At 43.7% G+C, this 24,871-nt stretch carries 23 protein-coding genes and 1 riboswitch; of the genes, 7 read left to right on the top strand and 16 right to left on the bottom strand.

The annotated features are described in order from the left end of the window. Positions 1-21: 21 nt before the first annotated feature. The 3 genes from FC51_RS03355 to aroF all read right to left on the bottom strand — a co-directional run bounded on the left by FC51_RS03355 (position 22) and on the right by aroF (position 3,071). Positions 22-807 (bottom strand): hypothetical protein, encoded by a 786-nt coding sequence (locus tag FC51_RS03355; RefSeq protein WP_057909454.1) that lies wholly within the window; start codon positions 805-807, stop codon positions 22-24. A gap of 171 nt (positions 808-978) precedes the next feature. Continuing rightward, complete coding sequence (gene aroB, locus FC51_RS03360; protein WP_057909453.1) at positions 979-2,058, bottom strand: 3-dehydroquinate synthase; 1,080 nt, start codon at positions 2,056-2,058, stop codon at positions 979-981. Next, positions 2,055-3,071, bottom strand: coding sequence for a 3-deoxy-7-phosphoheptulonate synthase (gene aroF / locus FC51_RS03365; RefSeq protein ID WP_057909452.1), 1,017 nt, complete (start codon positions 3,069-3,071; stop codon positions 2,055-2,057). The genes aroB and aroF overlap by 4 nt, the downstream gene beginning before the upstream one ends. 811 nt (positions 3,072-3,882) lie before the next feature. Between aroF and FC51_RS03370 the strand changes: the two genes are divergently transcribed. Both FC51_RS03370 and FC51_RS03375 read left to right on the top strand, forming a co-directional pair. Then, positions 3,883-5,364 (top strand): anthranilate synthase component I family protein, encoded by a 1,482-nt coding sequence (locus FC51_RS03370; protein WP_057909451.1) that lies wholly within the window; start codon positions 3,883-3,885, stop codon positions 5,362-5,364. Then, positions 5,345-5,953 carry an anthranilate synthase component II gene (locus FC51_RS03375; protein ID WP_057909450.1) on the top strand — a complete coding sequence of 203 codons (609 nt, stop codon included), beginning with the start codon at positions 5,345-5,347 and terminating at the stop codon, positions 5,951-5,953. Before FC51_RS03370 ends, FC51_RS03375 begins: the two co-directional genes overlap by 20 nt. A 91-nt stretch (positions 5,954-6,044) precedes the next feature. On the opposite strand, the gene FC51_RS03380 is transcribed toward FC51_RS03375, so the two are convergent. From FC51_RS03380 to FC51_RS03395, 4 genes are all read right to left on the bottom strand, one after another. Then, positions 6,045-6,590 (bottom strand): ECF transporter S component, encoded by a 546-nt coding sequence (locus FC51_RS03380; RefSeq protein WP_057909449.1) that lies wholly within the window; start codon positions 6,588-6,590, stop codon positions 6,045-6,047. Next, positions 6,590-7,864: an acetylornithine deacetylase gene (locus FC51_RS03385; RefSeq protein ID WP_057909448.1), complete on the bottom strand. Its 1,275-nt coding sequence runs from the start codon at positions 7,862-7,864 to the stop codon at positions 6,590-6,592. Before FC51_RS03385 ends, FC51_RS03380 begins: the two co-directional genes overlap by 1 nt. Before the next feature lie 124 nt (positions 7,865-7,988). Beyond that, positions 7,989-8,078, bottom strand: a riboswitch (TPP riboswitch). Between the two features lie 190 nt (positions 8,079-8,268). Then, a complete protein-coding gene (locus FC51_RS03390) occupies positions 8,269-8,742 on the bottom strand; it encodes a hypothetical protein (protein WP_057909447.1) in 474 nt (157 codons plus the stop codon). A gap of 698 nt (positions 8,743-9,440) precedes the next feature. Beyond that, a complete protein-coding gene (locus FC51_RS03395; RefSeq protein ID WP_057909446.1) occupies positions 9,441-9,989 on the bottom strand; it encodes an RNA 2'-phosphotransferase in 549 nt (182 codons plus the stop codon). Between the two features lie 357 nt (positions 9,990-10,346). On the opposite strand from FC51_RS03395, the gene FC51_RS03400 reads away from it, so the two are divergent. Then, positions 10,347-10,985, top strand: a complete 639-nt coding sequence (locus FC51_RS03400; protein WP_075141156.1) for a histidine phosphatase family protein — start codon at positions 10,347-10,349, stop codon at positions 10,983-10,985. A 64-nt stretch (positions 10,986-11,049) separates the two neighbouring features. Here FC51_RS03400 and lepB read toward each other — a convergent pair whose 3' ends face one another. Next, a complete protein-coding gene (gene lepB / locus FC51_RS03405) occupies positions 11,050-11,637 on the bottom strand; it encodes a signal peptidase I (protein ID WP_057909445.1) in 588 nt (195 codons plus the stop codon). 205 nt (positions 11,638-11,842) lie between these two features. On the opposite strand from lepB, the gene FC51_RS03410 reads away from it, so the two are divergent. Then, positions 11,843-13,051, top strand: a complete 1,209-nt coding sequence (locus FC51_RS03410; RefSeq protein WP_057909444.1) for a multidrug effflux MFS transporter — start codon at positions 11,843-11,845, stop codon at positions 13,049-13,051. Positions 13,052-13,118: 67 nt separating this feature from the next. Here FC51_RS03410 and mnmG read toward each other — a convergent pair whose 3' ends face one another. From mnmG to jag, 3 genes are all read right to left on the bottom strand, one after another. Beyond that, complete coding sequence (mnmG, locus tag FC51_RS03415; RefSeq protein WP_099046989.1) at positions 13,119-15,074, bottom strand: tRNA uridine-5-carboxymethylaminomethyl(34) synthesis enzyme MnmG; 1,956 nt, start codon at positions 15,072-15,074, stop codon at positions 13,119-13,121. 10 nt (positions 15,075-15,084) lie between these two features. Continuing rightward, entirely contained in the window at positions 15,085-16,479 is a 1,395-nt protein-coding gene (gene mnmE, locus FC51_RS03420) for a tRNA uridine-5-carboxymethylaminomethyl(34) synthesis GTPase MnmE (RefSeq protein WP_057909442.1), read from the bottom strand. A 198-nt stretch (positions 16,480-16,677) separates the two neighbouring features. Continuing rightward, on the bottom strand, positions 16,678-17,388 hold the full coding sequence (jag, locus tag FC51_RS03425; protein ID WP_057909441.1) for an RNA-binding cell elongation regulator Jag/EloR: 711 nt from the start codon (positions 17,386-17,388) through the stop codon (positions 16,678-16,680). A 254-nt stretch (positions 17,389-17,642) separates the two neighbouring features. On the opposite strand from jag, the gene FC51_RS03430 reads away from it, so the two are divergent. Beyond that, on the top strand, positions 17,643-18,596 hold the full coding sequence (locus tag FC51_RS03430; RefSeq protein ID WP_057909440.1) for a cation diffusion facilitator family transporter: 954 nt from the start codon (positions 17,643-17,645) through the stop codon (positions 18,594-18,596). A gap of 359 nt (positions 18,597-18,955) precedes the next feature. Further along, complete coding sequence (locus tag FC51_RS03435; RefSeq protein WP_057909439.1) at positions 18,956-19,726, top strand: acetoin reductase; 771 nt, start codon at positions 18,956-18,958, stop codon at positions 19,724-19,726. A 27-nt stretch (positions 19,727-19,753) separates the two neighbouring features. Here FC51_RS03435 and FC51_RS12495 read toward each other — a convergent pair whose 3' ends face one another. The 5 genes from FC51_RS12495 to rpmH form a co-directional block, all read right to left on the bottom strand. Then, on the bottom strand, positions 19,754-20,128 hold the full coding sequence (locus FC51_RS12495; RefSeq protein WP_057909438.1) for a hypothetical protein: 375 nt from the start codon (positions 20,126-20,128) through the stop codon (positions 19,754-19,756). Positions 20,129-20,254: 126 nt separating this feature from the next. Beyond that, a complete protein-coding gene (locus FC51_RS03445) occupies positions 20,255-21,397 on the bottom strand; it encodes a glycerate kinase (protein ID WP_057911146.1) in 1,143 nt (380 codons plus the stop codon). Between the two features lie 106 nt (positions 21,398-21,503). Continuing rightward, positions 21,504-22,340: a membrane protein insertase YidC gene (gene yidC, locus FC51_RS03450; RefSeq protein ID WP_057909437.1), complete on the bottom strand. Its 837-nt coding sequence runs from the start codon at positions 22,338-22,340 to the stop codon at positions 21,504-21,506. Beyond that, positions 22,337-22,702 (bottom strand): ribonuclease P protein component, encoded by a 366-nt coding sequence (gene rnpA, locus FC51_RS03455; protein WP_057909436.1) that lies wholly within the window; start codon positions 22,700-22,702, stop codon positions 22,337-22,339. The genes yidC and rnpA overlap by 4 nt, the downstream gene beginning before the upstream one ends. Positions 22,703-22,761: 59 nt before the next feature. Continuing rightward, complete coding sequence (gene rpmH / locus FC51_RS03460; RefSeq protein WP_013729124.1) at positions 22,762-22,896, bottom strand: 50S ribosomal protein L34; 135 nt, start codon at positions 22,894-22,896, stop codon at positions 22,762-22,764. Positions 22,897-23,401: 505 nt separating this feature from the next. Here rpmH and dnaA point away from each other — a divergent pair. Next, complete coding sequence (dnaA, locus tag FC51_RS03465; RefSeq protein ID WP_057909435.1) at positions 23,402-24,751, top strand: chromosomal replication initiator protein DnaA; 1,350 nt, start codon at positions 23,402-23,404, stop codon at positions 24,749-24,751. Positions 24,752-24,871 lie beyond the last annotated feature (120 nt).

Consider the following 24,871-nt stretch of genomic DNA (forward strand, 5'->3'; position numbering starts at 1 on the left):
GAATTTAAGCCAGTCAGCGAATCATGAAGGACGCTTCTCATACACTTTTTCCTGATACTTCAGTAACTTCTGGCATGTATTCACAAAGGTTTGACCATAGGCGGCGCGGATTTCATCTTCCCATTCACCATCGTTTCCCTGTTCATCAAGTATCGGTTCAAGCCATTGATTGGTTGGCAACAACTTGAGTAGCGAATGTTTGGTGAACTGCGAAAACAGTAAATTTTCACCAAAAAAGGTTGCCAGCTTTTTTTGAAGTCGCGGCACTTCAATTGGCAATAACAGGTTATTTGCGTTATTACGGTCACCAAGAAGCAACTCACAATTAAGAAAGTCGGTCTTCAGATCAAAAGCCTTGTCTTTGTGTGCGTGCGCAATATCTGGAATCATTCGAATGAACCAAATGAGCTTATGATGTTCCAGGGTAATAAGCAAATTGAGAACTGCGATATCTAATGGACTAAGGGTAAACCTGGCTTCTTGAACCGTAATGGGATGCAGACTGTTCGAAACGGCATTGAACAAATCACCAAAAGTTCCCGGCTCTTTCCAGAGAACTTCAATCTGGTGGGCATGTCGCAGCCAAAGCGGATGGGTTGCCACTCGCAGTGTTATCCAATAGACCTGACCTTGCGTATCAAAGCCTTTAATTAACCAGTAGGAACTGGCAGTCGAGCGTGCATAATTGCTGGCAGCCAGTTCCAAACCGTCTGGTAAGGCAGCTCGAACCGTTTCAATCAGCCATTCACGGTAGGAAGGCTTATCTGTAAATTCATATGCTTGTTCTCGCGGACGGGATTTAGCCACTTACTCCGCCTCCCTTTTCAACCTAAAAATCATTTCAATATTAGTTTACGCTTTTTCGCCAACGTGGACAAAAAAGAGCTTCGGAAAATACTTTCCAGCCCAACAAAAAACACCAAGGACAAGCAAAATCCTTGGTGTTTCTCAGTTGATTTAATTGTTTCACATGAAACATCAGGCTTTGACCGTCTTGATCCCAAGGAATTCTTGAATCTGGTCACTTGGAATTGATTTAATAACCGGTCCGCCAATTTTATGAACATAAATTAAGCTTAGATGGCCATCACGATTCTTTTTGTCGTTTTTGATTTTATCAAAGACTTCGTTGGAATTCAGCAGATCCGACGTAACGGGTAAGCCGACCGCCTCCAAGCGCTCACGTAATTCTTGGGTAATTCCCGGCACGGCTAATTCTTTATCCTCAAAAATTTGTTGGATTGCAATCATGCCAATGCTGACGGCTTCTCCGTGACGTAAACCGCCCTCTGCCAAAGCTTCAACTGCATGACCAATGGTATGACCGTAGTTTAATAATTGGCGCAAGCCGCCTTCTTTTTCATCGCCCATCACAACATCCGTCTTGTACTGAACTGAATGAATGCTTAACTCTTCAGCGTTTGCTAAAATTTCTTCTGGTGAGTTAATGGATTTAACCAGGTTCCACAGGTCACCATCAGATAAGGCCGCCACCTTCACAATTTCACCGTAACCCTCAACCAAGTCGCGCGTTTTCAGTGTTTTTAATGTGTCCGGATCAATGATAACCAAATCCGGTTGGTAGAACGACCCAACAATGTTCTTGGTAGCATCCAAATCAACGGCCGTCTTGCCGCCAACTGAGCTGTCAACCTGGGCTAACAATGAGGTTGGCATTTGGATTAAGCCAATCCCGCGCATGTAAGTGGCAGCCAAGAATCCGGCTAAATCACCAGTCACGCCACCGCCCAGTGCAATGACACCATCATCGCGATTAAAACTGTCAGCCGCCATCTGCCGGGCAAGATCAGCTAAAACTTCCAACGATTTAGATGCTTCACCCGCTGGGAATTGGTATTCATGAACCGTGAATCCAACGGCTTCAAGCGCTTCAGCGACCTGTGCCTGGTAAAGCGGTGCGACATTACTATCACTAACCAACGCGATTTTTCGTTTAGACCACACGCTGGATACGAGTTGTCCTGTACAGCCCAGGATGCCACTGGCAATTTCAACGTTGTAGGAATGACCGGGTAATTCTACTTTGATTATTTTCATAACTTGACCTCACTTTTTTCTTGGATTGGGGTGGTAATTACCTGACGAATGGCAAAGGCTTGCTGTGCCATTGCGCGGTATTCATCAGGCTTGAGTGCTTGAGCACCATCAGAGAATGCGTGAGCAGGATCATCGTGAATTTCAACAACCAAGCCGCTTGCGCCAACGGCGACACCTGCCATAGCTTCCGGTGTCACAAATTCCGTGTGGCCGGCAGCGTGACTTGGGTCAACAATCACTGGGTAGTAGGTTAATTTTTGCAAAACGGGTACGGCGCCGACATCAAGGGTGTTTCGCGTGTATTTGTTATCAAACGTCCGAATTCCGCGTTCTGTAATGATAATATTGTGGTTCCCACCAGCCGCGATGTACTCAGCCGCATTTAAGATATCATCAATCGTAGCAGACATTCCGCGTTTTAGCATTACTGGAGTCTGAGTTTTACCAACTGCCTTTAAAAGTGAGAAGTTCTGCATGTTTCTGGCACCAATTTGGAAAATATCCGTGTATTTTTCAACCAACGGAACATGATCTTCATCCATGACTTCAGTCAAAACGTCCATATCAAATGCATCTGCGGCCGCTCTGAGAAATTTCAAACCATCCTCGCCTAATCCTTGGAATGAGTATGGGGAAGTCCGTGGTTTGAAGGCCCCACCACGTAATACAGTCGCGCCGCCGCTCTTGGCAACCTTGGCCATCTTCATAACATGTTCAGCCGATTCAACGGAACATGGGCCAGCCATCATTGTAAAATGATCGCCGCCAATGACACTGTGCGGTGTGGTGACAACCGTATCTTCAGGGTGGAATAATCGACTGCCCTGAACAGCGGCTGGCACGTTATCAATAATCAAGTCAATTGCGGCTTTTTCTTCAGCATTCAGGTCTTTTTCACTGACACCCTGAAGGGCAACTCGATTGTTGTGAACAAAAACCTCGTTCGTATCGGTGAAGCGATTCTTAATTTCGTCAATAATATTTTCGTGTCCGTTCTTAATTACAATAATCATAGTATGATCTCCTTTGTGTGTTTGCCCAAGTTATAAATAAAATAAAACTCCCGCAGCGTATATAACACTGCGGGAGTCAGAATTTTGGGTAAAAAAATTGGTCCCGCAGTATTTTGGAAAATAACTGTGTGACCGAAGTAAGTAATCATGATGAACTACTATTGGCCGCACAGGATGTGAGGAAGTGCCCACATCCTGTCCGGTGTGAACACTAAGCGTACCAATAGTAATAAAATCGATTAATTTTTGAATTAATTTTTATCATGATTAGAGTCTCCTAAGAAAGTTAAATTTTAATTGCATAGAGCATATAATGAATTCCAGAAAGTGTCAACCCCAAACTTTGATATTTTAATTTTCTTGACATTTTCTCATAATGAGCGTAATTTAAATGACAATTAAATATCCGTCCAAAATAAACCGTTGAAGTGGAGATCAAGATTGTTGTGCACGTTAAGAGAGTCGCTATCGCTGAGAATGCGGCCGAACGCAGGCAGTTAAATGGACCACTGAGGGTTCTTCCGAATCAAAGTACGAAGAAACGTGTTGGTATACGTCAGTTACCGGAGGGATGTTGGTCCCTTGCTAAGCGTGATTAATTGGCAGATAGACTGTAGTTAAGGCTGTCTGTGCCAATCAATCAAATGAAGGTGGCACCGCGGAAAATCCGTCCTTTACAAACAATTGGTTTGTGATGGGCGGATTTTTTTATTGAAATTACGGAGGGTATTTTATGAAAACAGTAGGAAAACGATGGCAATTCCAACGTTGTTAATTTCAGAAACGACAGAATAATTTGGAGGCCATTTCAATGAATATTAAACAATTACATCAATTTACGCAATCTTTTCCAGCTATACCAATTTCGATTCAGTTTCAAATGACTGATTTTGATCCGATTGCAATTACCCAAGCTTTTGATCAACCTGACAAGCCCTGCTTTTTACTAACGGGACAGCCCAAGAAAACAGAAGACGGTTATTCTTTTATTGGACTCAATCCAAGGATGGCGCTGACCTACCGTAACGGCAGGCTGACAACGACCGATTATTTGGGGAATGTTTCACATGAAACAATTCCTTTAAAACCCGTTTTGGAGCGAATTTTAGCCGACAACAAAACACCGAAGTTAGCTGATTTACCGCCGTTTAATGGTGGCTTGGTTGGTTACTTCAGCTACGACTACGCTAAATACGCGACTTCGGCTCACCTCCCAGAAGTTGCCGATCCCATGGCATTAAACGATGTTGACCTATTATTAATCGATCAGGTAATTGCCTTTAATCACACCACCAAGGTTGTCACTTTAACACGGGTCATTGCCAGTTCCAACCTCGATCGGAAGTATGACGCCACAATTGCGTCATTACAGACTCTCCAGCACGAAATACAACGGGTTCACCATCAAAGCGCATTGCCAGCCTTTTCAATGACCGACTTCAAGCTCCAATTTTCGCTACCTGAATTTACGGAAAAAGTGGCGGTGGCCAAGAAACATATCTTAGATGGTGATATTTTTCAGGTCCAGCTTTCAAATCCTCAGCACGCCAAGATGACCGGTTCCTTATTTGCCGCCGCACCAAGGCTATTTCAGCAAAGCCCCTCTCCCTATCAGTTTTATTTCCGCCACAACGACTTTGAAACCCTTGGCGCATCGCCGGAAACTATGATTACCAAACGTGATAAAACGTTATTTACTTACCCATTGGCCGGAACCAGACGGAGGGGGCGAAATAAAATTGAAGATGATGCTTTCGCTGATGAACTTCAACATAATCCAAAAGAACTATCCGAACACAACATGCTAATTGACCTGGGTCGAAATGACCTGGGGAGTGTCAGTCAGTTCGGGTCTGTGAAAGTCACTGCATTTAGGAATTTACTGAAGTTTTCAAACGTCATGCATATGGGATCAGTGGTCGAAAGCACCGTCGCCGATAATGTGACGTCAGTTGATATCATTCATTCACTTTTACCAGCCGGAACTTTATCCGGTGCCCCCAAAATTTCTGCCATGCAAATCATTGGCCAACTTGAAAACAATAAGCACGGCTTATATGGTGGCTGTCTTGGTTATTTGGGATTTGATGGTGATTTGGACATGTGTATTGGGATTCGACTTGCATTTCGAAAGGGAGCCGATCTGGTCGTAAGATCGGCTGCCGGAATCGTTGCTGATAGCATTCCAAAACATGAATATCAAGAATTTAACAATAAAGCTCGGTCAATCGTTACAGCCTTAACGGAAACTTCTGAGAAAGGGGATGTTACTGATGCATTACTTAATCGATAACTATGATAGTTTCACATACAACCTATACCAATTGATTGGAAGCCTGACAAGGGACCCGATCACCGTTGTGAAAAATGATCGGGTTGACGTTGAAAGTCTAATGAAAATCAATCCTGAAAGCATCATCCTTTCTCCTGGACCAGGGAGACCAGAAGATGCGGGTAACATGCCACAAATTCTGGATGCCTTCCTTGGCCGCGTCCCAATCCTGGGTGTTTGTCTGGGGCACCAAGCCATCGCCGAAGCATATGGGGCCACCGTGCCCCACGCACCGATACTCATGCATGGAAAGCCGTCTGATGTCGAGCTTATGAGACGTGATCCATTATTTCTTGGCTGCCCAGAACATTTTCAGGCTGCCAGGTACCATTCATTAATCGTTGATCGAACAACTATCCCCGCAGATTTGTTAGTGACCGCTCAGATCCACGATGGTGAAATTATGGCCATCAGTGATCCACAGCGCATGGTTTATGGCGTTCAATTTCACCCCGAATCAATCATGACGGATCCCGATGTCGGCAAACAAATCATTCGCAATTTTTTGAAAGTCGTCGATGTCCATAACGGCCAACCAGCGGTCATGTAAATTACCTGCTGGACGCAAAACAGGTTAGGCCCCAGACGGTCTAACCTGTTTTTATTGTTGAATTCACAAAAATACTAGTTATCAGTCGACGCTATACTTGTTTCAAAACCTTTGATCTGCTGAGCATCTTGAAAATGGCTTGAACACAGACTGCTCCGAACAAGAAGACTGAAATCAACCTGACTGAGAACAAAGCCAAAATCATTGGCAAATGGTAGTGGACATAACCCAGTCGGAACAGTTCATATCCAAATGACACAACCGTCGTCGTGATCGCCGACGTGGTCAACGCTGGCCAACCCCAGTTTTTATATCTCAAAAGCGTGAATCCAAGTTCACTCCCAATTCCTTGAACAATTCCGGAAATAAGGGCGCTGGCGCCAAAGGTTCCACCAAAGATCACTTCAGCAGCAGCCCCCAGCACTTCGCCAATAATTGCGGCTCCAGGGACACGCACCAGGTAAATCGACAACGGTCCAGCCATAATCCATAATCCAAACAGGGCTTCATTGGCAAACGGCCCAATTGCCATCGTTAAGAAATTGTAGAGATAATCGGTTCCAACAAATATTGCCCCAAAAACAATCGCAATAATTGCCAGTAAAATAACGTCTTGTAATTGAAATTTCTTTTTCATCATTGATCTCCCTTTAAATGACACCAGTCAAATATAAATGCCGCAATGACGCGGGTGTATTCTAATAATTGCTGAAAGCTGAGACTTTCATTATCACTGTGGGCCTGCTCCATTGTCCCAGGGCCAAAATCAACTGCCGGAATGTGATAATACCCAAACCAGCCGCTATCGGATACTGATGGTGACATACTGATCGTTGGCGCATGTCCAGCTACTTCGGTGTAACTTTGCTCCAGCGTTTGCATCCCCGGATGATCCGAATCAAGCTCCAAAGAAGGAAAGACTTCCCCTTTATCAGCCAACAGTGAATCGCCACCCCAACTGAAAGTCGGTAAATTATCTCGTAGCCACGGATCTGCTTTGGCCGCGGCAATCACTTGTTCTTCAACGGCTTTGGTAATGTCGTCCACGTTTTCATCGGGGTAGAAATGAACTGTAATCCATAGTTTGGCTTCACTCGGGATATAAGCTGGGTGAAGTCCACCCTCGATGTACGCGGGGTTAATGGTATCAATCCCCGGTGCAAATCCAGGATAATGCTTGGTAATCCCCCAGTAACGTTCAAGCTTTTCGAGCGCCTGGATGACGACCACCATTTTTTCAATCATGTTAGCAGCCTCTAGTCCACCGCCAGTGCTGATCATGGCGGCTCGATTACCATCATGATAAATGTGCGGGCTCTTCAACGTAATCCAGCCGGTAATAACCCCTCCTTGGCCTTGAAAATTCATATTGGAAGTGTCACCCACAACTGCAAAATCAGCCGTTTCGCCATTTTTTAACAAGGTTTTGGTTCCGGCTTCACCAGCCTCTTCACCAACGACCGATTGAAAACGTAGGTCCCCAGGCAGTTCAATTCCTAATTGATGAAGAAGGGAAAATACATATAAAAAGCTTGCCATTCCACCCTTCATGTCACTGACACCACGACCAAGTAAAACATCCCCTTGCCGTGTCAGCTTAAACGGATCGGTGTCCCAGCTGTCGCGATCAATGGTTGCCACGTCAACGTGACCATTAAGCAATAAGCTATGATAGCGTTCAGGATCCGATCCAGCTTTTTGTCCGGATACCAACTCATCGCCCTGATAAAATGGCGTTTGCTTGGTCTCAAAGCCAGCGGTGGCCAGCTGTTCCACAATAAATTTTTGAATCGCAATCGTATTTCGAGCCGGCGGTGACGTGGTTTCAAACGAAATTAATCGGTCCAGCAGCGTCAATAATTGGTCTTGATTCTCATCCACTGCTTGAAGTAACTGTTGCTTGGTTGCCAATTTTTATGCCTCCATTCTTGATTGACTTGAACTGCGCTGCAACAAAAAAATCCCCCTTTCTTCTCAGTATCGAAGAAAGAGGGAACAGCATAAAAAGTTGGTTAACTGATTATCTATTAGCTCACAAAAAAGTTTTCGTTCTTCCTTCGACAGTCCTAACTGCATCAGGTTCAATGGGTTTTATCTCAGCCATACGGCACCCCAGACTACTTTATTCAATTCGTCAATGAACTACTTGACAGCCTTAATGATATAACGATTTGCCAAAATGTCAAAACAATTTTCAATGACCTGCAGCAAAAAGAGGACCAGCGTTTAGCCGATCCTCTTTCAAATTCGCCAGACACTCCCATACCTGGCAAACTTTGACCTAGATGAAAACTTTATTCTGATTGGCTACTTGTCTATGACGTTGCCAATCCACCAGTCCAGTGACTTGCTGCACTGGATGTGTAAACTTTAATTGAGTAAGTACCGGAACCTACCCACAAGCTGCCGCTCAACGTCCCAGTAGATGAACTGATTGTTTTATAGAGTGAGCCATCTTTGTAGATGCTGATTGAAAATGGATCTGCGCTTGAAGCACCAGAATCAGTTGAGGTTTGAACGTTATAGTGCAGGGTATTAATCAGATTAGTGGCTTTAACCGTCACATTGTAACCTGAATTGTCATTCGTATATTGACTGCCACTTTCGCGAGAGGTCAATGACAATTTTTGGTTATCCTGTTTGCTCTTTTGTTGCTGTGGTTTGTGGTTAGTTTGTGCTTGTCTTGGTGCTGGATTAACAGCTGCATTGGCAACAACACTGCCTAAAAGTGTGGGGGCGACCATTGCGGCTGCAGCGCCAAATGTGATTAATGATTTTTTAATATTCATAAATTAAAACTCCCTTTCGATTATAGATAAATTGTGGTGCGGGTATATCCAGTTAACCTCCTTTCATATTTGATGACATTAGAATACGTTGATAAGCTTAATTGAGACTTAAAGCAGTGAATTGGATTGATCAATTTGCGGGATCTTCAGAAAATCTTTGCAAATTTGTGAGAGTGTGACGAGCAACGGGTGATGCGGTTTCTAAGGGAATTCGAACGAAGTCCCTGAATTTGGGGCTTTGCTTGAATTCCCCTTAGAAGTTAGCATCAGTGGCGTCGTCCACAGGACTAGGCGCTGCTCACTGTTTGCAGCCGTCAAAGCAAGTTTAGTGTGACAAGACCCAGTTTGACGCCGGAGCACAAGTTAAAAGGCTCAGTGATGAACGAATCGTTCGTCGCTGGGCCTTTTGGCTTGTGTAGTATGGGTCTGTCCACAGGAATAAGCGCTGTACACTCTTTGTGGCGATCGGAACACGTTTAGTGAGAAAAAAGTGTTTTGAATCCAGCCTCTTCAGCTCATTTCGACTACTGGACTTTCAAATTCGACTTAAAGATAAACCCACAATTCGGGCATCTATTTAACCCGTAACTAATCGACATCGGGCGGTGACACTTTGGGCAATTTCCCTGAATCGGCCTGCGAATTTTAGTCGGTTGTGGTTTGGCTTGTTTATCGGTCATAATAAGGTCTCCTTGTTTTTACTCATGAATTATTTTTAGAAATTTTGCTGGAACGTGGTCTACCAACCAAACGCCACTTTTTGTGGGATAAAATAGCAGTCCTGAAGCTGCTGCATTTCTCGCCGCAACTTCAAAAATAACTGGATGTGGATCTCGCCGTCGTCCCACTTGATTTGCCATTTGCAGATTAGCCGAAAGGTGGACAAAATCCCGATCCATCTTTTTGAGACCCTCGTCTAAGATCAGCTTTGCGGCCGCATGAGTGGTTCCATGATACAGCTTCTCAGGTGGTGTTTCCGGCGGTGTCAGTGGCTTAACGGGGATGCTATGTCCATATAACGCCCGGATGGTATTACCCTCGATGGCATAACGCTGTTTGTCACTATCTTTGATAATTTCTTGAATAATTGACTTGCTAATTGGTGTTCCAAAGTGCTGATTGAACTTTTTTATCAGTAGCTCTAAATCAACGCGACCATATGGATCCAATTGAATCCCGATTTTATCGGGGTGATGGCGTAAAACAAACGACAAGCGTTTGCTGAGTCTCGTTAAGCGTTGATCCATTTTATCTTCTCCAATCGTTACCAAACTGCATTTATTATAAGCCAAATTCCCGCTCCAAAACAAAAAGCGCCGACACTTTGGCCGAACGCTGATGTACATCATATTTAGGGGGGGAATCTTACTTCTTTGGGGGAGATGTAAGATTATTCAAGTTTCATACTTGGAGGAGTATTCGCTATGAAATCAACTTATCTTTCAAAATTGATTGTCCTTATATTATGGCTTGCAGCTTAAACCAGCCTTAAAGATTTGTGACGAAAGTGTGAAGTTGAAAATAATGCCAGTTTAGTCTGTTGTTTAGCTGGTTTTCTTATATAATAAATAACGTACATATCCAAAGTTGAGAAAGGATCCACTATGAAAACCATTTACTTTGTGCGCCACGGTCAAACTTTATTGAATAAATTTCGACGGATGCAGGGCTGGGTTGATTCCCCACTAACTGAAAAGGGGGAATTACAGGCCGCAGAAGCTGGTCAAAAGCTGGCAGACATCCACTTTGACTTAGCCGTCAGTTCCGACATGATGCGGGCCATCCACACCCTGGATATTATTTTGGCAAATAATCATCAATCAACTGCTGTTCACCGTGAGATTCATCAAGACGTCCGGGAAATTTATTTTGGCTCCTTTGAGGGTGTCGACAGTGTAATGACTTGGAATATCATTGGCGGGCCACTCGGACATCTGCATCAAGAAGATCTGATTTCCGAACATGGCATTTTAAAAGTTCGGGACTTCATGCACGATGCAGACCCATTTCACGAAGCAGAAACTGGCGACCATTTAAGAACGCGCATTCAAGCCGCTGTTTCGCACATCCAAGAAGAATTAAAGGACGGTCAAACCGCTATCGTTGTTTCACATGGAACTTTTCTTCGGAACTTGGCTTCTTTATATTCAAAAGACGTGCCGTTTGTTGAGCAACCCCAAAATGGCAGCATTACCATCCTTGATGTCACTTCTGAACCAAAAATTATTTCGTACAACAAATAAAAAAAATCTCACTAAAAGATGTCGTATTTACTCTTTTAGTGAGATTATTTAGTATGTGATTGTTTTAGTAGCCCAAACTATTCACGTTTGTTCGTTTTGTTTTGTTGGTTTCCCAGAAGAAGGTCTTGGCAACACCCGTAATTTTATTCTTAGGAACAAATCCCCAGTAACGGCCATCGTTAGACACGCTTCTGTGGTCTCCCAGGACAAAGTACTCGCCCTTTGGAACCTTTGTGGCATTGGTATTTTTATCCCAACTCTTAGATAATGACTTCAAGTTCCAGTTACCGGTACCCGTTGTCCGTTCACTCATACTAATGAATTTTTGCGGAACCACTTTGCCATTCACATAAAGGTTCCCGTTTTTACTGGAAACCGTATCGCCAGGCAGTCCAATGACCCGCTTAACGTAGTCGGTCTTGGGCTTGGTTGCGGTCGGATCCTCACCGTGGGCATCGAACACGATTACACTTAAATGCTTAACTTTGGCATGCCGCCAAACAATTAACCGTTCTTTGTTGACCAAGTTAGGTTCCATTGAAGGGCCGTCAACGCGGGCGAAGGTGAACACATACTGCCGAATCAGCAGTGCAACGACCAGTCCAACGATAATCGGGATAACCCAACTGAGTATTTCTTTAATAATTTTCATTTAGAAACTCCTTTATGAAGGACACAATTAGGAATGCGTATGATCCATAACGGATAGTTAACGCAATCGATATTAATTTTATCACATTTGCCCGCCATGACAATCTTTTAGCTGATAATTAACATAACCCTAATTTATTGCTCATCTTAAAATCACCCTGTATGATATTTTGTATCACGCCATTTGTAAATATAGAGGTAACGACATGACATCAAAACCAAAATTAAAAAATCAGCTTTGGCTGGTCTTCATTCTAGGAACCATCAGCGCCACTGGACCACTATCAATCGATTTGTATTTGCCGGCCCTGCCGGAAATGACGCGCGACTTGCACGCGCAACCTTCACTCATTCAGCTATCTTTAAGTGCCTGTTTAATTGGTCTTGCGTTGGGGCAATTGATCTCAGGACCCTTAAGTGATAAATATGGCCGAAAGAAACCCTTAATGGTCGGTTTTTTTATCTTCGGTCTCGTATCGTTGATGATCGCATACAGCCACTCAGCATACCTGCTCATTTTACTCAGATTTATCCAGGGACTCGCCGGTGCAAGTGGCCAAGTACTATCCAGAGCAATTGCGTCCGATTTGTTTTCAGGGCCGCTTTTGACCAAGTTCTATTCACTGTTATCTGCTGTAAACGGCATTTTCCCGGTGATTTCACCCGTGATTGGCGGCTTCATGATTCGCTACGTTGAGTGGCAGGGGATCTTCATTTTACTGGCAGCCATTGGCTTTATTCTCGTAATTGCCCTCTGGTTGGGAGTTAAGGAAACCTTGCCGGTTGAGAAACGAATTCAAGGTGGCGCCGGGAAATCAATTGGCCGGATGTTTCAACTGCTTAAAAATTCCAAGTTCGTCCGCTTAATTATCGCAACCGGATTAGTATCTGGTGGGCTGTTTAGTTATATTTCCGCATCCTCGTTTGTTTTCCAAAACTTCTTCCACATGTCAGTTCAGGGATTTAGTCTCCTGTACGCATTAAATGGTATTGGAATTGCCGTTGGTTCGGCAATCCCAGGTGCATTAGCAGGTCGCTTTAGTGAGGCCGGTCAAACCAAAGTCATTCTTACAAGTACGTTTTTAACGTCTATCCTTCTAACCTTGAGCGCATTATTCTTGAACAATCTGCCACTCGTCATTATCCTCGTTTTTCTGACAGTAACTCAATTTGGTATGTTATTTACACTGACGACTTCGATTATCATGAACTTGACCCTGCATAATAATGGGGGTCTGTCAGCAATGTTAGGCTTGTCTCAAAACGCGATTGGTGGCCTCATGTCGCCTTTAGTGGGCCTCATGGGAACCAACACCTATCTTCCGATGGCCGTCGCAATTATGACCTGTATGGGACTCAGCCTGTTATTGTTTAGCACCATCCACAATAAACGTTCACAATTTAACGGATCATAAAAACAGGAACTGCTGGAACAAGTCAACGAGACTTGTCCTGGCAGTTCCTGTTTATTTAGCCGAAATTTTATTGGGCCAGCTTACTAATCTTACCCTGTTGAATATAAACACTCAAAATCGCGATATCAGCGGGATTAACACCACTAATCCGGGATGCTTGGGCAATTGTTTGGGGATGGATCTTTTGGAGCTTCTGACGCGCCTCAGTGGCAATCCCGTCAATCGCATCATAATCAATGCGATCGGGAATCTTTTTGGCTTCCATTCGCTTCATTTTTTCAACACTTTGCTCAGCCTTCTTAATATAGCCGGCATACTTGGTTTGAATTTCCACTTGTTCGATCACATGGCGATCCGGCGTCTGGTCGGATGCTGGAATAAACCGCATCAAAGTCTGATAGTCGACGTATGGGCGCCGTAGAAAAATGGATGCCAGAACACCGTCTTGAAGTGGTTTATCACCGTGTTCTTGAACGAAGGCGTTCACGTCATCGGATGGTTTAATTCGAATCGTACTCAGACGTTGCAGCTCATTTTCAATGGCTTGTTTTTTCTCCAAGAATCGCGCGTAACGCGCATCAGAAATCAATCCAATTTCATGACCTTTTTCGGTCAATCGCATATCCGCATTGTCAGTTCGTAACAATAAACGATACTCTGCACGACTTGTCAGCAGTCGGTATGGCTCTTTTGTGCCTTTAGTCACCAAGTCATCAATCATCACACCAATGTAAGCTTCATTTCGTTTTAAGACAAACGGCCCTTTACCCAAAGCACGGCGGCCGGCGTTAATTCCGGCAATCAACCCTTGGCCAGCGGCTTCTTCATAACCTGAAGTTCCGTTGGTTTGTCCAGCTGTAAAGAGATTCTTAACAACTTTAGTCTCCAAAGTCGGCTTTAATTGATAAGGGGCAACCACATCATACTCAATCGCATAACCTGGACGCATCATCTGGGCATTTTCAAGGCCGACGATTGAATGAATCATTTTTTGTTGAACCTCTTCCGGCATTGAAGTGGAGAGGCCGTCCACGTACCATTCCTCAGTCTTTCGACCTTCCGGCTCCAAAAACAATTGGTGACGGCTTTTGTCGGCAAACCGAACAATTTTATCTTCAATTGACGGACAGTATCGGGGTCCGACCCCTTCGATGACACCGGTAAACATCGGGGCCCGGTCCAAATTCTCACGGATGATTTGATGGGTCGTTTCATTGGTGTATGTCAACCAACATGACAGTTGATCTTTAACTGCCAAATAATTGGCATCAGAAGATTCAAAGCTAAAGTGATGAGGATTTTCATCGCCTGGTTGTTCCTCAGTCTTGGAATAATCAATGGTTGTCCCATCAACCCGGGGTGGTGTTCCGGTTTTAAACCGCTCCAAATCAAAGCCCAGCGCCTCTAAATTTCCAGAAAGCTTCTCTGCTGGTTGGGAATTGTTCGGGCCAGAAGCATACATCAACTCGCCAATAATAATTTTTCCGCGGGCAGCAGTTCCAGCTGCAATCACAACGGCTTTGGCATAGCATTCAGCACCAGTATTGGTGACAACACCCTTACAAACACCATCTTCGACGATCAACGAATCAACAATTCCCTGTCGCAGGGTCAAGTTCGGTTCTTTTTCGATCGTATGCTTCATTTCAGCATGGTAGGCGTGCTTATCCGCCTGGGCTCTGAGCGCTTGAACAGCGGGCCCTTTTCCGGTATTTAACATTCGCATTTGAATGTAGGTCTTATCAATATTTTTACCCATTTCGCCACCCAAAGCGTCAACTTCACGGACAACCGTTCCCTTAGCCGGGCCACCCACTGATGGGTTACAGGGCATAAAAGCAACCATATCCAAATTGATCGTGATCAGTAAGGTCTTGTTTCCCATCCGGGCAGCAGCCAAAGCAGCTTCACAGCCGGCGTGACCGGCACCGACAACAATAACATCAAAATCCTGGCCGCGATATTTTTGCTTAACATCGCTTACTCGTAAACTCTTCAACAGTATTTCCTCCAAATGTTTCATGTGAAACAAGTTATTTTCCTAAACAGAATTGACTAAATAGCTGATCAATTAATTCATCTTGGTAACTATCACCGGTAATTTCACCTAACGTATCCCAGCAGCGGGTCATATCGATTTGGACCAAATCAACCGGCATGCCGTCATCCAGACCCTTAATGACATCTTCCAATGCCTGTTTGGCCTGATTAAGCAACCCAATGTGGCGGGCATTTGTGACCATCACATCGTTTTGACTACTCTCGATTCCTTCATCAAAGAACATTTTAGCAATCAATTCTTCTAATTGGGTGAGGCCGTCATCTTTAATCGCTGATGTTGAAATCACATTATTGCCGCCAGCCATTTGCTGGACTTGGCTCATATCAATTTTGACCGGCAAATCAGTCTTGTTAAGAATGATAATTCGCTGTTTGTCCTTTGTAATATCAAGTAGTTTTTGGTCTTCGTCGGTCAGTTCCTCGCTCGCGTTAAGAACCAGTAAAACCAAATCGGCGCTATTAATCGCTTTTCGGGACCTGTCAACCCCGATTTTTTCAACTTTGTCAGTTGTATCTCGGATACCGGCAGTATCAACTAATTTCAACGGAACTCCACGGACATTGACATATTCTTCCAAAACGTCGCGGGTGGTTCCCGGCACGTCAGTGACAATTGCCTTATCTTCGTGAAGCAAATTATTCAATAAACTTGATTTACCAACATTGGGTCGACCAATAATTGACGTTGCCAACCCTTCACGTAAAATTTTGCCTTGTTTGGCGGTTTTCAATAACTGAACAATTCGGCCATGAACGTCGTTGGCTTTTTCTCTTAGCAACTTGCTGGTCATGGTTTCGACGTCATCGTATTCAGGGTAGTCAATATTGACCTCAACTTGTGCCAATACGTCTAAAATATCTTGTCTCAAATGCTTGATTAAGTGAGATAAGTTACCGTCCAACTGGCTGATAGCTGCCTTCATCGAGCGATCCGTCTTGGCTTCAATCAGATCCATCACGGCCTCAGACTGTGATAAATCAATTCGACCGTTTAAAAAGGCCCGCTTGGTAAATTCACCGGGTTCTGCCATCCGAGCACCGTAACTCAGCACCAGTTGAAGAATGCGATTGGTCGCCACAATACCGCCATGACAGTTAATTTCAACGATGTCTTCTTCAGTATAGGTGTGGGGAGCTCTCATAACAGAAAGCATCACTTCGTCGACTTCTTCGTTGGTTTCCGGGTCGACAATATGACCATAATTAATGGTATTGCTGGCAACCCGATCAAGGTCTTTACCGCGATAAAGCTTTTTGGCGACGTTAAGCGCCTCTTCACCACTAATTCGGACAATTGAAATCCCACCTTCACCAGGCGGAGTCGAAATAGCCGCAATCGTATCAAATTCTGTTGTTGTTAAAACCATGATTAAGCTTCCCTCCACGAAAAATTGAATAGTGACGTTATTAAACCACAAATTCTATCTTAAAGCACAAAAAAAGCGCCACTCCATGCCAAATAAACTGACATGGATAAAGCACTTTGACTACTTTACCTAGTTAAGATAAGAATGATTAACTACATAATATTTTAATCCAATCGGTTTGTCAATTGGTTTTGAGAACTATTTTGGGGCAACAACAATTACCCGATGAGGTTCCTTACCGGTTGAATAGGTCATGACGTGGTCGTTATCGGCCAAAGCATTATGGATCTGCTTACGTTCAAACGCCGGCATTGGGTTCAAATAGACCGGTTTGCCATTGGCAATGGCGTTACGCGCAGTCTTATCAGCCAGCTGAATCAATGACTCGCTTCGACGTGCGCGATAGTTTGCGGTATCCAATTCAACGGTGACGTTGTTGGCTCCGAGACGGTTAATAAAAATCTGAGATAGATTTTGGAGCGCATTAATCGTGCGGCCATGTCTGCCAATGAGTCGGCTTTCCTGGTCGGTATCAATATCGATATAAATGGCGTGCTTGCTCTTCAAGTCCAGCTTTAACTTGAACGAAAACCCCATTGCAACAAGGACGTCGTTTAAATAGTTGGCTAACTTTTGAGAAACATCTTCTAAATCAATTGAACTATCTTCAGCTTCAGATGGTGCTGCGCCAACTTCTTCATCAGTTGGCTGTGGCTGGTTATTTGGTTTAATTTGTTCTTGCTTATTTTTTTGTGTAAGTTCAACCTTGGCTGGTTTGCGACCGATACCTAAGAATCCATTCTTAGGCTGTTGAATAACGTTGACTTCAACTTGGTCCGAAGTGAGTGATAAAGCGGCTAAACCCTGTTCTACGGCGTCTTGGATGGTTTTTCCAGAGTAAATTGTCATAATAAACTCCCTTTATTTGAATTAACTGGTTAATAATAGCATAAAAACGCGCATTAATAAACGGTTTCCGGCTAAAAACGCAAACTAAACGCAAACTTTAAATGATTTGTCACATTTGAAATCGTCAACGAACAAAAACTTAACAAACTCGATATAATAAGTGTTAGCAACATTTTATTGAAAATGCGATTTTTAAATTAAGACTAACCACAGACCATAGCCAATTCTGGTTTTCGATTTTGGGAAGTGATAACATGGCGAATACAAATCAATATGACGCCGGCCGAAACATTCAAATTGACCGCCAGCACCGTCTTAGTAAACTTCAAGAGGCCCAACAAATCACCTGGATTAATCTCGGTGCATACTCATCAATCATGGTCGCTGAACTCATCATCGGATATTTGGCCCAAATTTCTGTCTTAATTGCCGATGGGTTAAATAATCTAACCGGCGTTTGTGGGGCTGCCATTTTAATCACCGGCTTAAAAATTTCCAAACGCCCACCCGATTCCAACCACGTCATGGGGCATTGGCAATACGAAAATATTGCGGCGCTATTGTCAGCCACGATTATGTTTGCAGTTAGTATCCAGATTTTTGTAGACGGCGCATTTGCTGTTCAGCGCTTTTTTGCCGGACACACCATCCGACCCAATTATTGGTCACTCGGGGTCAGTATGATCGCCGCCATCATCATTTCAATTTTAGCCAAGTACAATTCCCTTAAGGGTCAACAACTGAAAAACCAAGCTTTAACGGCCTCTGGCCAGGATCTTAAAAGCGATGCCTGGACCAGTTTTGGGACGTTTCTCTCAATTGGTGGCGCCTACCTTGGTGCGCAATGGTTAGATGGTGTGGCAACTTTACTTGTCGGCTGTTTGATTCTTCACGCCTCAATCAGCATCTTTCGGACGACAATTATGCGACTAACAGAAGGGTTTGATCCAAAAGATATTGACCGTTACAGCAAAACCATCAGCACCATTCCGGGCGTCCTTGGCATCCAAGGGATCGAACCGCGTTGGCTGGGCGACCAAATTGTGATGAAAATAGGGATTTATTTAGCTGATGATACCGATCTGAGAACCGCCTATGCAATCGGTGAAAAAGTTGAACATGCATTGATGAAACAATACGATATTTTGGACGCCGATGTCATGAGCTACCCGGTTAGTCAGCAAAGCAATCCGCATTCGGTTGATTAAAAACGTTTGACAAACAAAAAAATGACTGCTATATTCGACTCTAATTAAATGATAATTTGTTAAACAAAATGAATCGGTAAGTAGTTGCTGGTTGTTTGTCAGAGAGTTGGCGGTGCTGAAAGCCAATATTCAACCTAAATGAACATGGCCGAGGATTGGTCGCTGTGAGTTGGAGTCAATGAGCAGCAAACGGAAAGGTCCCCGTTAGCAGACACACCATCTTAACGGTGGTTGTTGAGGTTTAACGGGCAATCGTTGAACAAAACAGAATGGTAACGTGTTAATCGCTTCTGCAGTCTATACTGCAGAAGCGTTTTTAATTTTATGTGAACTTTAATATAAAAACAGGGGTGGAGAAAATGGCAAAATTAGCAATTGTAACAGGCGCTGGACAAGGAATTGGAGAAGGGGTCGCACACAGACTCGCAAAGGATGGCTTTGCAATCGCGGTAGTCGATATTAATGCCGATACCGGCAAAAAGGTTACGGAAGATCTTGTTAAGGCCGGGTATTCCGCCAAGTTCTACCATGTCGACGTGGCCGATCGCCAAAGCGTTTTTGATTTGATCGATTCAGCAGTTAAAGACCTCGGTGAATTAGGTGTCTATGTCAATAACGCCGGCGTTGCCTTTATCGATGAAATTGTCGATTCAAAAGAAAAAGACATCCGCAGATTGTTAGACGTCAACCTGTTAGGAACCTATTGGGGAACTCAGGCGGCTGCAGAACAGTTTAAAAAACAAGGAAAGGGCGGTCGAATCGTGAACGCCGCTTCCCTGGCCGGAGTCGAGGCATCGGCACTTCAAAGTGCTTATTCAATTTCAAAATTTGGTGTCCGTGGTATCACTCAAGCCGCCTCAAAAGAGTTGGCAAAAGACCAAATTACAGTTAATGCTTACGACCCCGGGATTGTCAGAACTCCATTAAGAGACGGAATTGATAAACGTACGGCAGAAATCAAGGGCATTTCAGTTCAAGAGCAACAAAAAAACTGCCTCAGTGAAATCTCACTGGGCAGAGAGGCAACGCCTGATGACGTCGCAAAAGTTGTTTCCTGGTTTGCATCCCCTGACGCCGCCTATATTACGGGTCAATCCATCTTGGTCGATGGCGGAATGAGATATCAATAAATTGACTCTTCAAAAGGCATCAATCGGTTAAATATGAAAATTTTCGACATCTTTAACCAGTTGGTCGATTTGCCGAATTTGATCTGTATTAAGTTGAGTTCCGTTATTCAGGATTTGAATAATCGAGGCCCCCATCTCAAGCAGCGTTTCTTGTTTGGCATCAGTGGTCAACAATTGATTAATTGCAACATACGCCTTAAATGTTTTGAAAGTGGTATCATCGTCAGTCAGTTTATTAGTTCCTAACAGTGTTTTGGTGGATCGCAAAATGATATTTTTAGTTCGTTTACGTTTAAATTTAATTTGCCCCCGCTTTTGAAATTGAGGTAAAAATAAAGCGGTGACCACCGCAATAATTTCGGCGAGTCCAGTCACCCACTCTGCTAAAGATCCAAGTTCCATCTACCCATCCCCTATTAATATTGATAACGGTATTATAGAGCAAGTCAACATATAGACGAAATAATAATGCAAGGACTAAAAAATCGACGATCATCTCAGCCAATTAGGCGTGAAATGATCGTCGATTTATTTGTCTTCAAACCGTGTTTTTAACTGTAAAATTTTGCCAATTCGATATCCGGCCGCGCGAATTAAATTAGGGCCTTGGTCAATTGCATCTTGCAGGCTCATTGGCGAAGTCGTCGTCGATATCAGCAAATCAAATCCCTGTTGATAAACAGCTCGCAAGTCGCCACTGAGGCTTCCCGCGACGGCCACCACCGGAACTGCCGCCTGCTTGGCCAGCTTGGCAACACCGAGGGGCAACTTTCCGTTGAGCGTCTGTTGGTCGATACGCCCTTCTCCGGTGATAACCAACGCTGCGTCACTCATGATTGCTTTTAAATGGGTTAACTGCATAATTACTTCAATCCCAGACATCAATCGACCCCCAAGAAATGCCAAGACGCCAAATCCAAGTCCGCCAGCCGCACCGGAACCGGGATTAATTGAAAAATCACGCCCAACAGCGGCCGTCGTCAGTTTTGCCAAATGAGCCAATCGTTGGTCATCCTCGGCAATTTGGCCGGGCAAAATGCCTTTCTGTGGGCCAAAGACGGCGGTGGCGCCGGTTGGTCCTGTTAATTGATTGTCCACGTCAGATAAGCCGACCACATTCACTTCACGAATGCGTGGATCGATTTGACTAAAATCAACTTTCGCTAAATCTGCCAGCCCGCTAATCCCTGGACCGATTTCATGACTTTGAGCATCCAAAAAATGTGCACCCAACGCTTGAGCCATCCCGACACCGCCATCGTTGGTTGAACTGCCGCCAAGACCCAGATATATTTTTGAAACACCGTGGTCCAAGGCGGCCACAATCAGTTCTCCGACCCCAAACGTCGACTTAATGGCCGCATCTTCTGTCTTACCTTGAGTGAAGCCGGCGGCGGCAGCCATTTCAATTACAGCTGTCTGAGCGTCAATTAACCCCCACTGGGCATCAATTTGACGGCCAGTAGGACCAGATACCTTCGAAGTGATCAATTTGCCGTCAGTGGCATTTATAATCGCTTGTACGGTTCCTTCTCCGCCGTCAGCAAGGGCGATTTTAGTTACTTTGACGTCACTTTTAGCCGTCTGAATGCCTTGCGCTAAATAATCAGCTACTTCCATGGAGGTGCAGCTGCCTTTAAATGAGTCCGATGCAATCACAATGTTTTTCATTCAATCCACCTCGATATTCAATACACAGTTTAATATGCTCCTCATTCATCTAATTCACAAAAAAACCTGACGAAATCAAAACGATCTCATCAGGTAGGATAATTCATTATTTACGTTTACTCTTCTTAGCACGGCGAACGGCTTTTTTAATAGCCCGTTGCTTTTCGCGTTCTTCACGCTGTTTCTTTTCACGTTCCCGACGAATCTTCCAAGGGTTTTGAATAACCAAGGTTTGACCCACCTGAAAGGCGTTGGTAATTACCCAGTACAGTGACAAGGCAGATGGCAAGCTAACGGCCATGATCAAAATGAAGACTGGCATTCCCAGCGTCATCATCGTTGTCATTGAGTTGGATTCCGGTTGACCCTTCATTGCCAGCCATGAAGAAATGAACGTGAACAAGGCAGCCAGGACAGGTAAGACGAAATATGGATCCGGATGCCCAAGTTGCAGCCAGAAGAACGTTCCACTTCTTAAAATATCCGTCCGCCAGATTGATTGGTACAGCGCGAACAGGATTGGCATCTGAACGATTAATGGCAAACAGCCGGCAAGTGGGTTAATCCCTGCTTCGGCGTACAACTTCTTTTGTTCTTCTTGCAGTTTTTGAACAGTAGCAGCATCCCTTGATGAATACTTCTTCTGCAAAGCCTTCAGTTGAGGTTGAACCTCTTGGGTCTTTCTCATACTTCTGGTTTGATAGATCATCAACGGCAAGATCACAATTCGAACCAGGATGGTAAAGATGATAATTCCCATTCCGTAGTTGTCGCTGAAGAACTTGGATAACCAGATGATGGCCCGCGAGAAGTTCAAAACAACCCAGCCATCCCAAATACCTGTACTGTGTTCAGTTATGGGCTTGTTGCTACAAGCGGAAAGCACTACCGTTAAACTCACTAACGAGAGTAGTACCAGTATTTTTTTTATTCTCTTTTTCAACTTTTTTCCTCACTATCGTAGTTGGGATCGATTAGTTTAGCTAACTTGAGTACGTGAATTAAGCTGGATTTAACATCTTGCATCGACATCTGATCGGTTGCTGGTCGAGCAATCACAATGAAGTCGACGTCCTGCCGTAAATAGGGCTTTAATTCTAAGAGGGATTGGCGGATGCGCCGCTTAACCCAATTTCTATGTACCGCATTACCGATCTTCTTACCAACAGAAATACCGACGCGAAAATGTAATTGATGAGGCTTGTCCAGTGAATAGACAACAAATTGACGATTTGCAACCGAGTTGTGAGTTTCAAAAACTTTTTGAAATTCAGACTCTTTTTTGACTCGATACGATTTTCGCATGATCCATCTCCACAGATTTTTGAAAAATAAATGAAAAAGACCACTGAATGGTCAGTGGTCTATGCAGACAATGATTTTCTACCTTTTTGACGTCGGCGAGCTAAGACTTTACGACCATTGCTGGTACTCATTCGTTTACGGAAGCCATGAACGCGAGCGCGATGACGCTTCTTTGGTTGGTATGTTCTTTTCATTATGAAATCCTCCTTTACTTCTGAAGTCGCGTTTAAGCATTTAATTACAATATGTTCAAATGCATTTCCCAAATATATTAACATAATTTGTTCACTAATGGAATAGTCTTTTACCTATTCCCTGAAATCAAAAATAATTAAAAATTTGTTTCATGAACAACTTATGTGGATAACCGCTTAAATTATGATAGTCGATTTTAGAGATTTACACAAGGTTATCCACAGAATCACACACTGTTTTAAAAGTTATCCACAAGTTGTGGATTTCTGACTGTTTTTTATCCACAAAGCCGATGTTATCGCTTTTAGTTATGCACAGTCAGCTGTGAATTAGCCTGTATTTTAACCCACTTTTCCACTTATCCACAGGGAAGTTATCTTTTTTCTCCACTCCTGTGAAACAATTATGCACAGGTCCTTTTTGCCTGTGGAAAACTTTTCTGTGGAATGCTAAAATTAATTTGCATTTCATTTCAACGACTTAAAAACAGAGGGGGAATTCAAAGTGTTAGATAAGGATTCATTATGGCAAAAGTTAAGTGAACAGTTCCGAAGCAACACCACTGACCTTACATATGATACCTGGATCAAACCAGTCAAACCGATCAGCTTTGATGGATCCACACTGACGTTATCTTTACCTTCTGAATTGCATCGGGATTACTGGAAAAACCAATTGGTACCAAACTTGGTTGAGTATGCCTTCGTCATTACAAAAGGCAACATCGAGCCAAAGTTTATTCTGGATTCGGACGTTAATAAAGAAGATAAAGCAAAACCTGTGGATAACCATTCAGCAGATGATTCGGATCAAGATGAGTTTTCGTTCAGCAAGGAAAATCATCTCAATCCGAATTACACGTTTGACAACTTTATCATTGGAAAAGGGAACCAAATGGCCCACGCGGCTGCTTTAATTGTGTCTGAAGAACCTGGAAAGCTCTATAATCCGCTATTCTTTTATGGCGGTGTTGGCTTGGGGAAAACCCATTTAATGCAGGCGATCGGCAATAAGCGGCTGGAAGATCATCCCGAAACAAACGTTAAGTATGTGACCAGCGAGGCCTTCACCAACGATTTTATCAACGCCATTCAAACCAATCGAACGGAAGAGTTCCGCCGTGAATACCGTGACGTCGATATCTTGATGGTCGATGATATTCAGTTCTTTGCCCAAAAGGAAGGAACTCAAGAAGAGTTCTTTCATACATTTAACGATCTCTACAATAACGACAAACAAATCGTATTGACATCTGATCGGGTCCCACAAGAAATCCCAAAGCTTCAGGAACGATTGGTTTCCCGTTTTGCCTGGGGACTGCCTGTCGACATTACGCCACCAGATTTGGAAACTAGAATTGCCATTCTTAAAAATAAAGCTGAGTTGGATAACTTAGTGATTCCAAACGATACCTTGACTTATATCGCTGGACAAATTGATTCAAACGTCCGCGAACTTGAAGGCGCCTTGTCACGCGTTCAGGCTTACTCCAAGTTAAAGGATGAGCCGATCACCACCGACTTGGTTTACGAAGCACTTCGGGGACTTAAATTAAGTAAGGACAACCGTGAGCTGTCCATCGTTGACATTCAAAACAAAGTGGCCAACTACTTCCACATCTCAATTAATGATCTAAAGGGCAAAAAGCGCATGAAGTCAATTGTCATGCCACGACAAATTGCCATGTACCTGTCACGAGAAATGACCAACAATTCATTACCAAAGATTGGCAAAGAATTTGGCGGCAAAGATCACACAACTGTGATTCATGCTTGCGACAAAATTGCCGAAATCATTAAATTAGATTCTGATTTACGAAAAGAAATTTCTGATATTAAAAGTGCGCTCAGCTAAAATGGTATAATCGGTTGTGGATAAATAACTGAGAAGTAAATAAGTTGTGCACAGTTTTATCCACAGGATTATCGCTGGGGATAAAAGACTTGTGAAAAGTTATCCACAATATCCACATGC

Origin of the sequence: Lentilactobacillus parabuchneri DSM 5707 = NBRC 107865, from assembly GCF_001435315.1 — a bacterium.
In the GTDB taxonomy this organism is placed as follows: domain Bacteria; phylum Bacillota; class Bacilli; order Lactobacillales; family Lactobacillaceae; genus Lentilactobacillus; species Lentilactobacillus parabuchneri.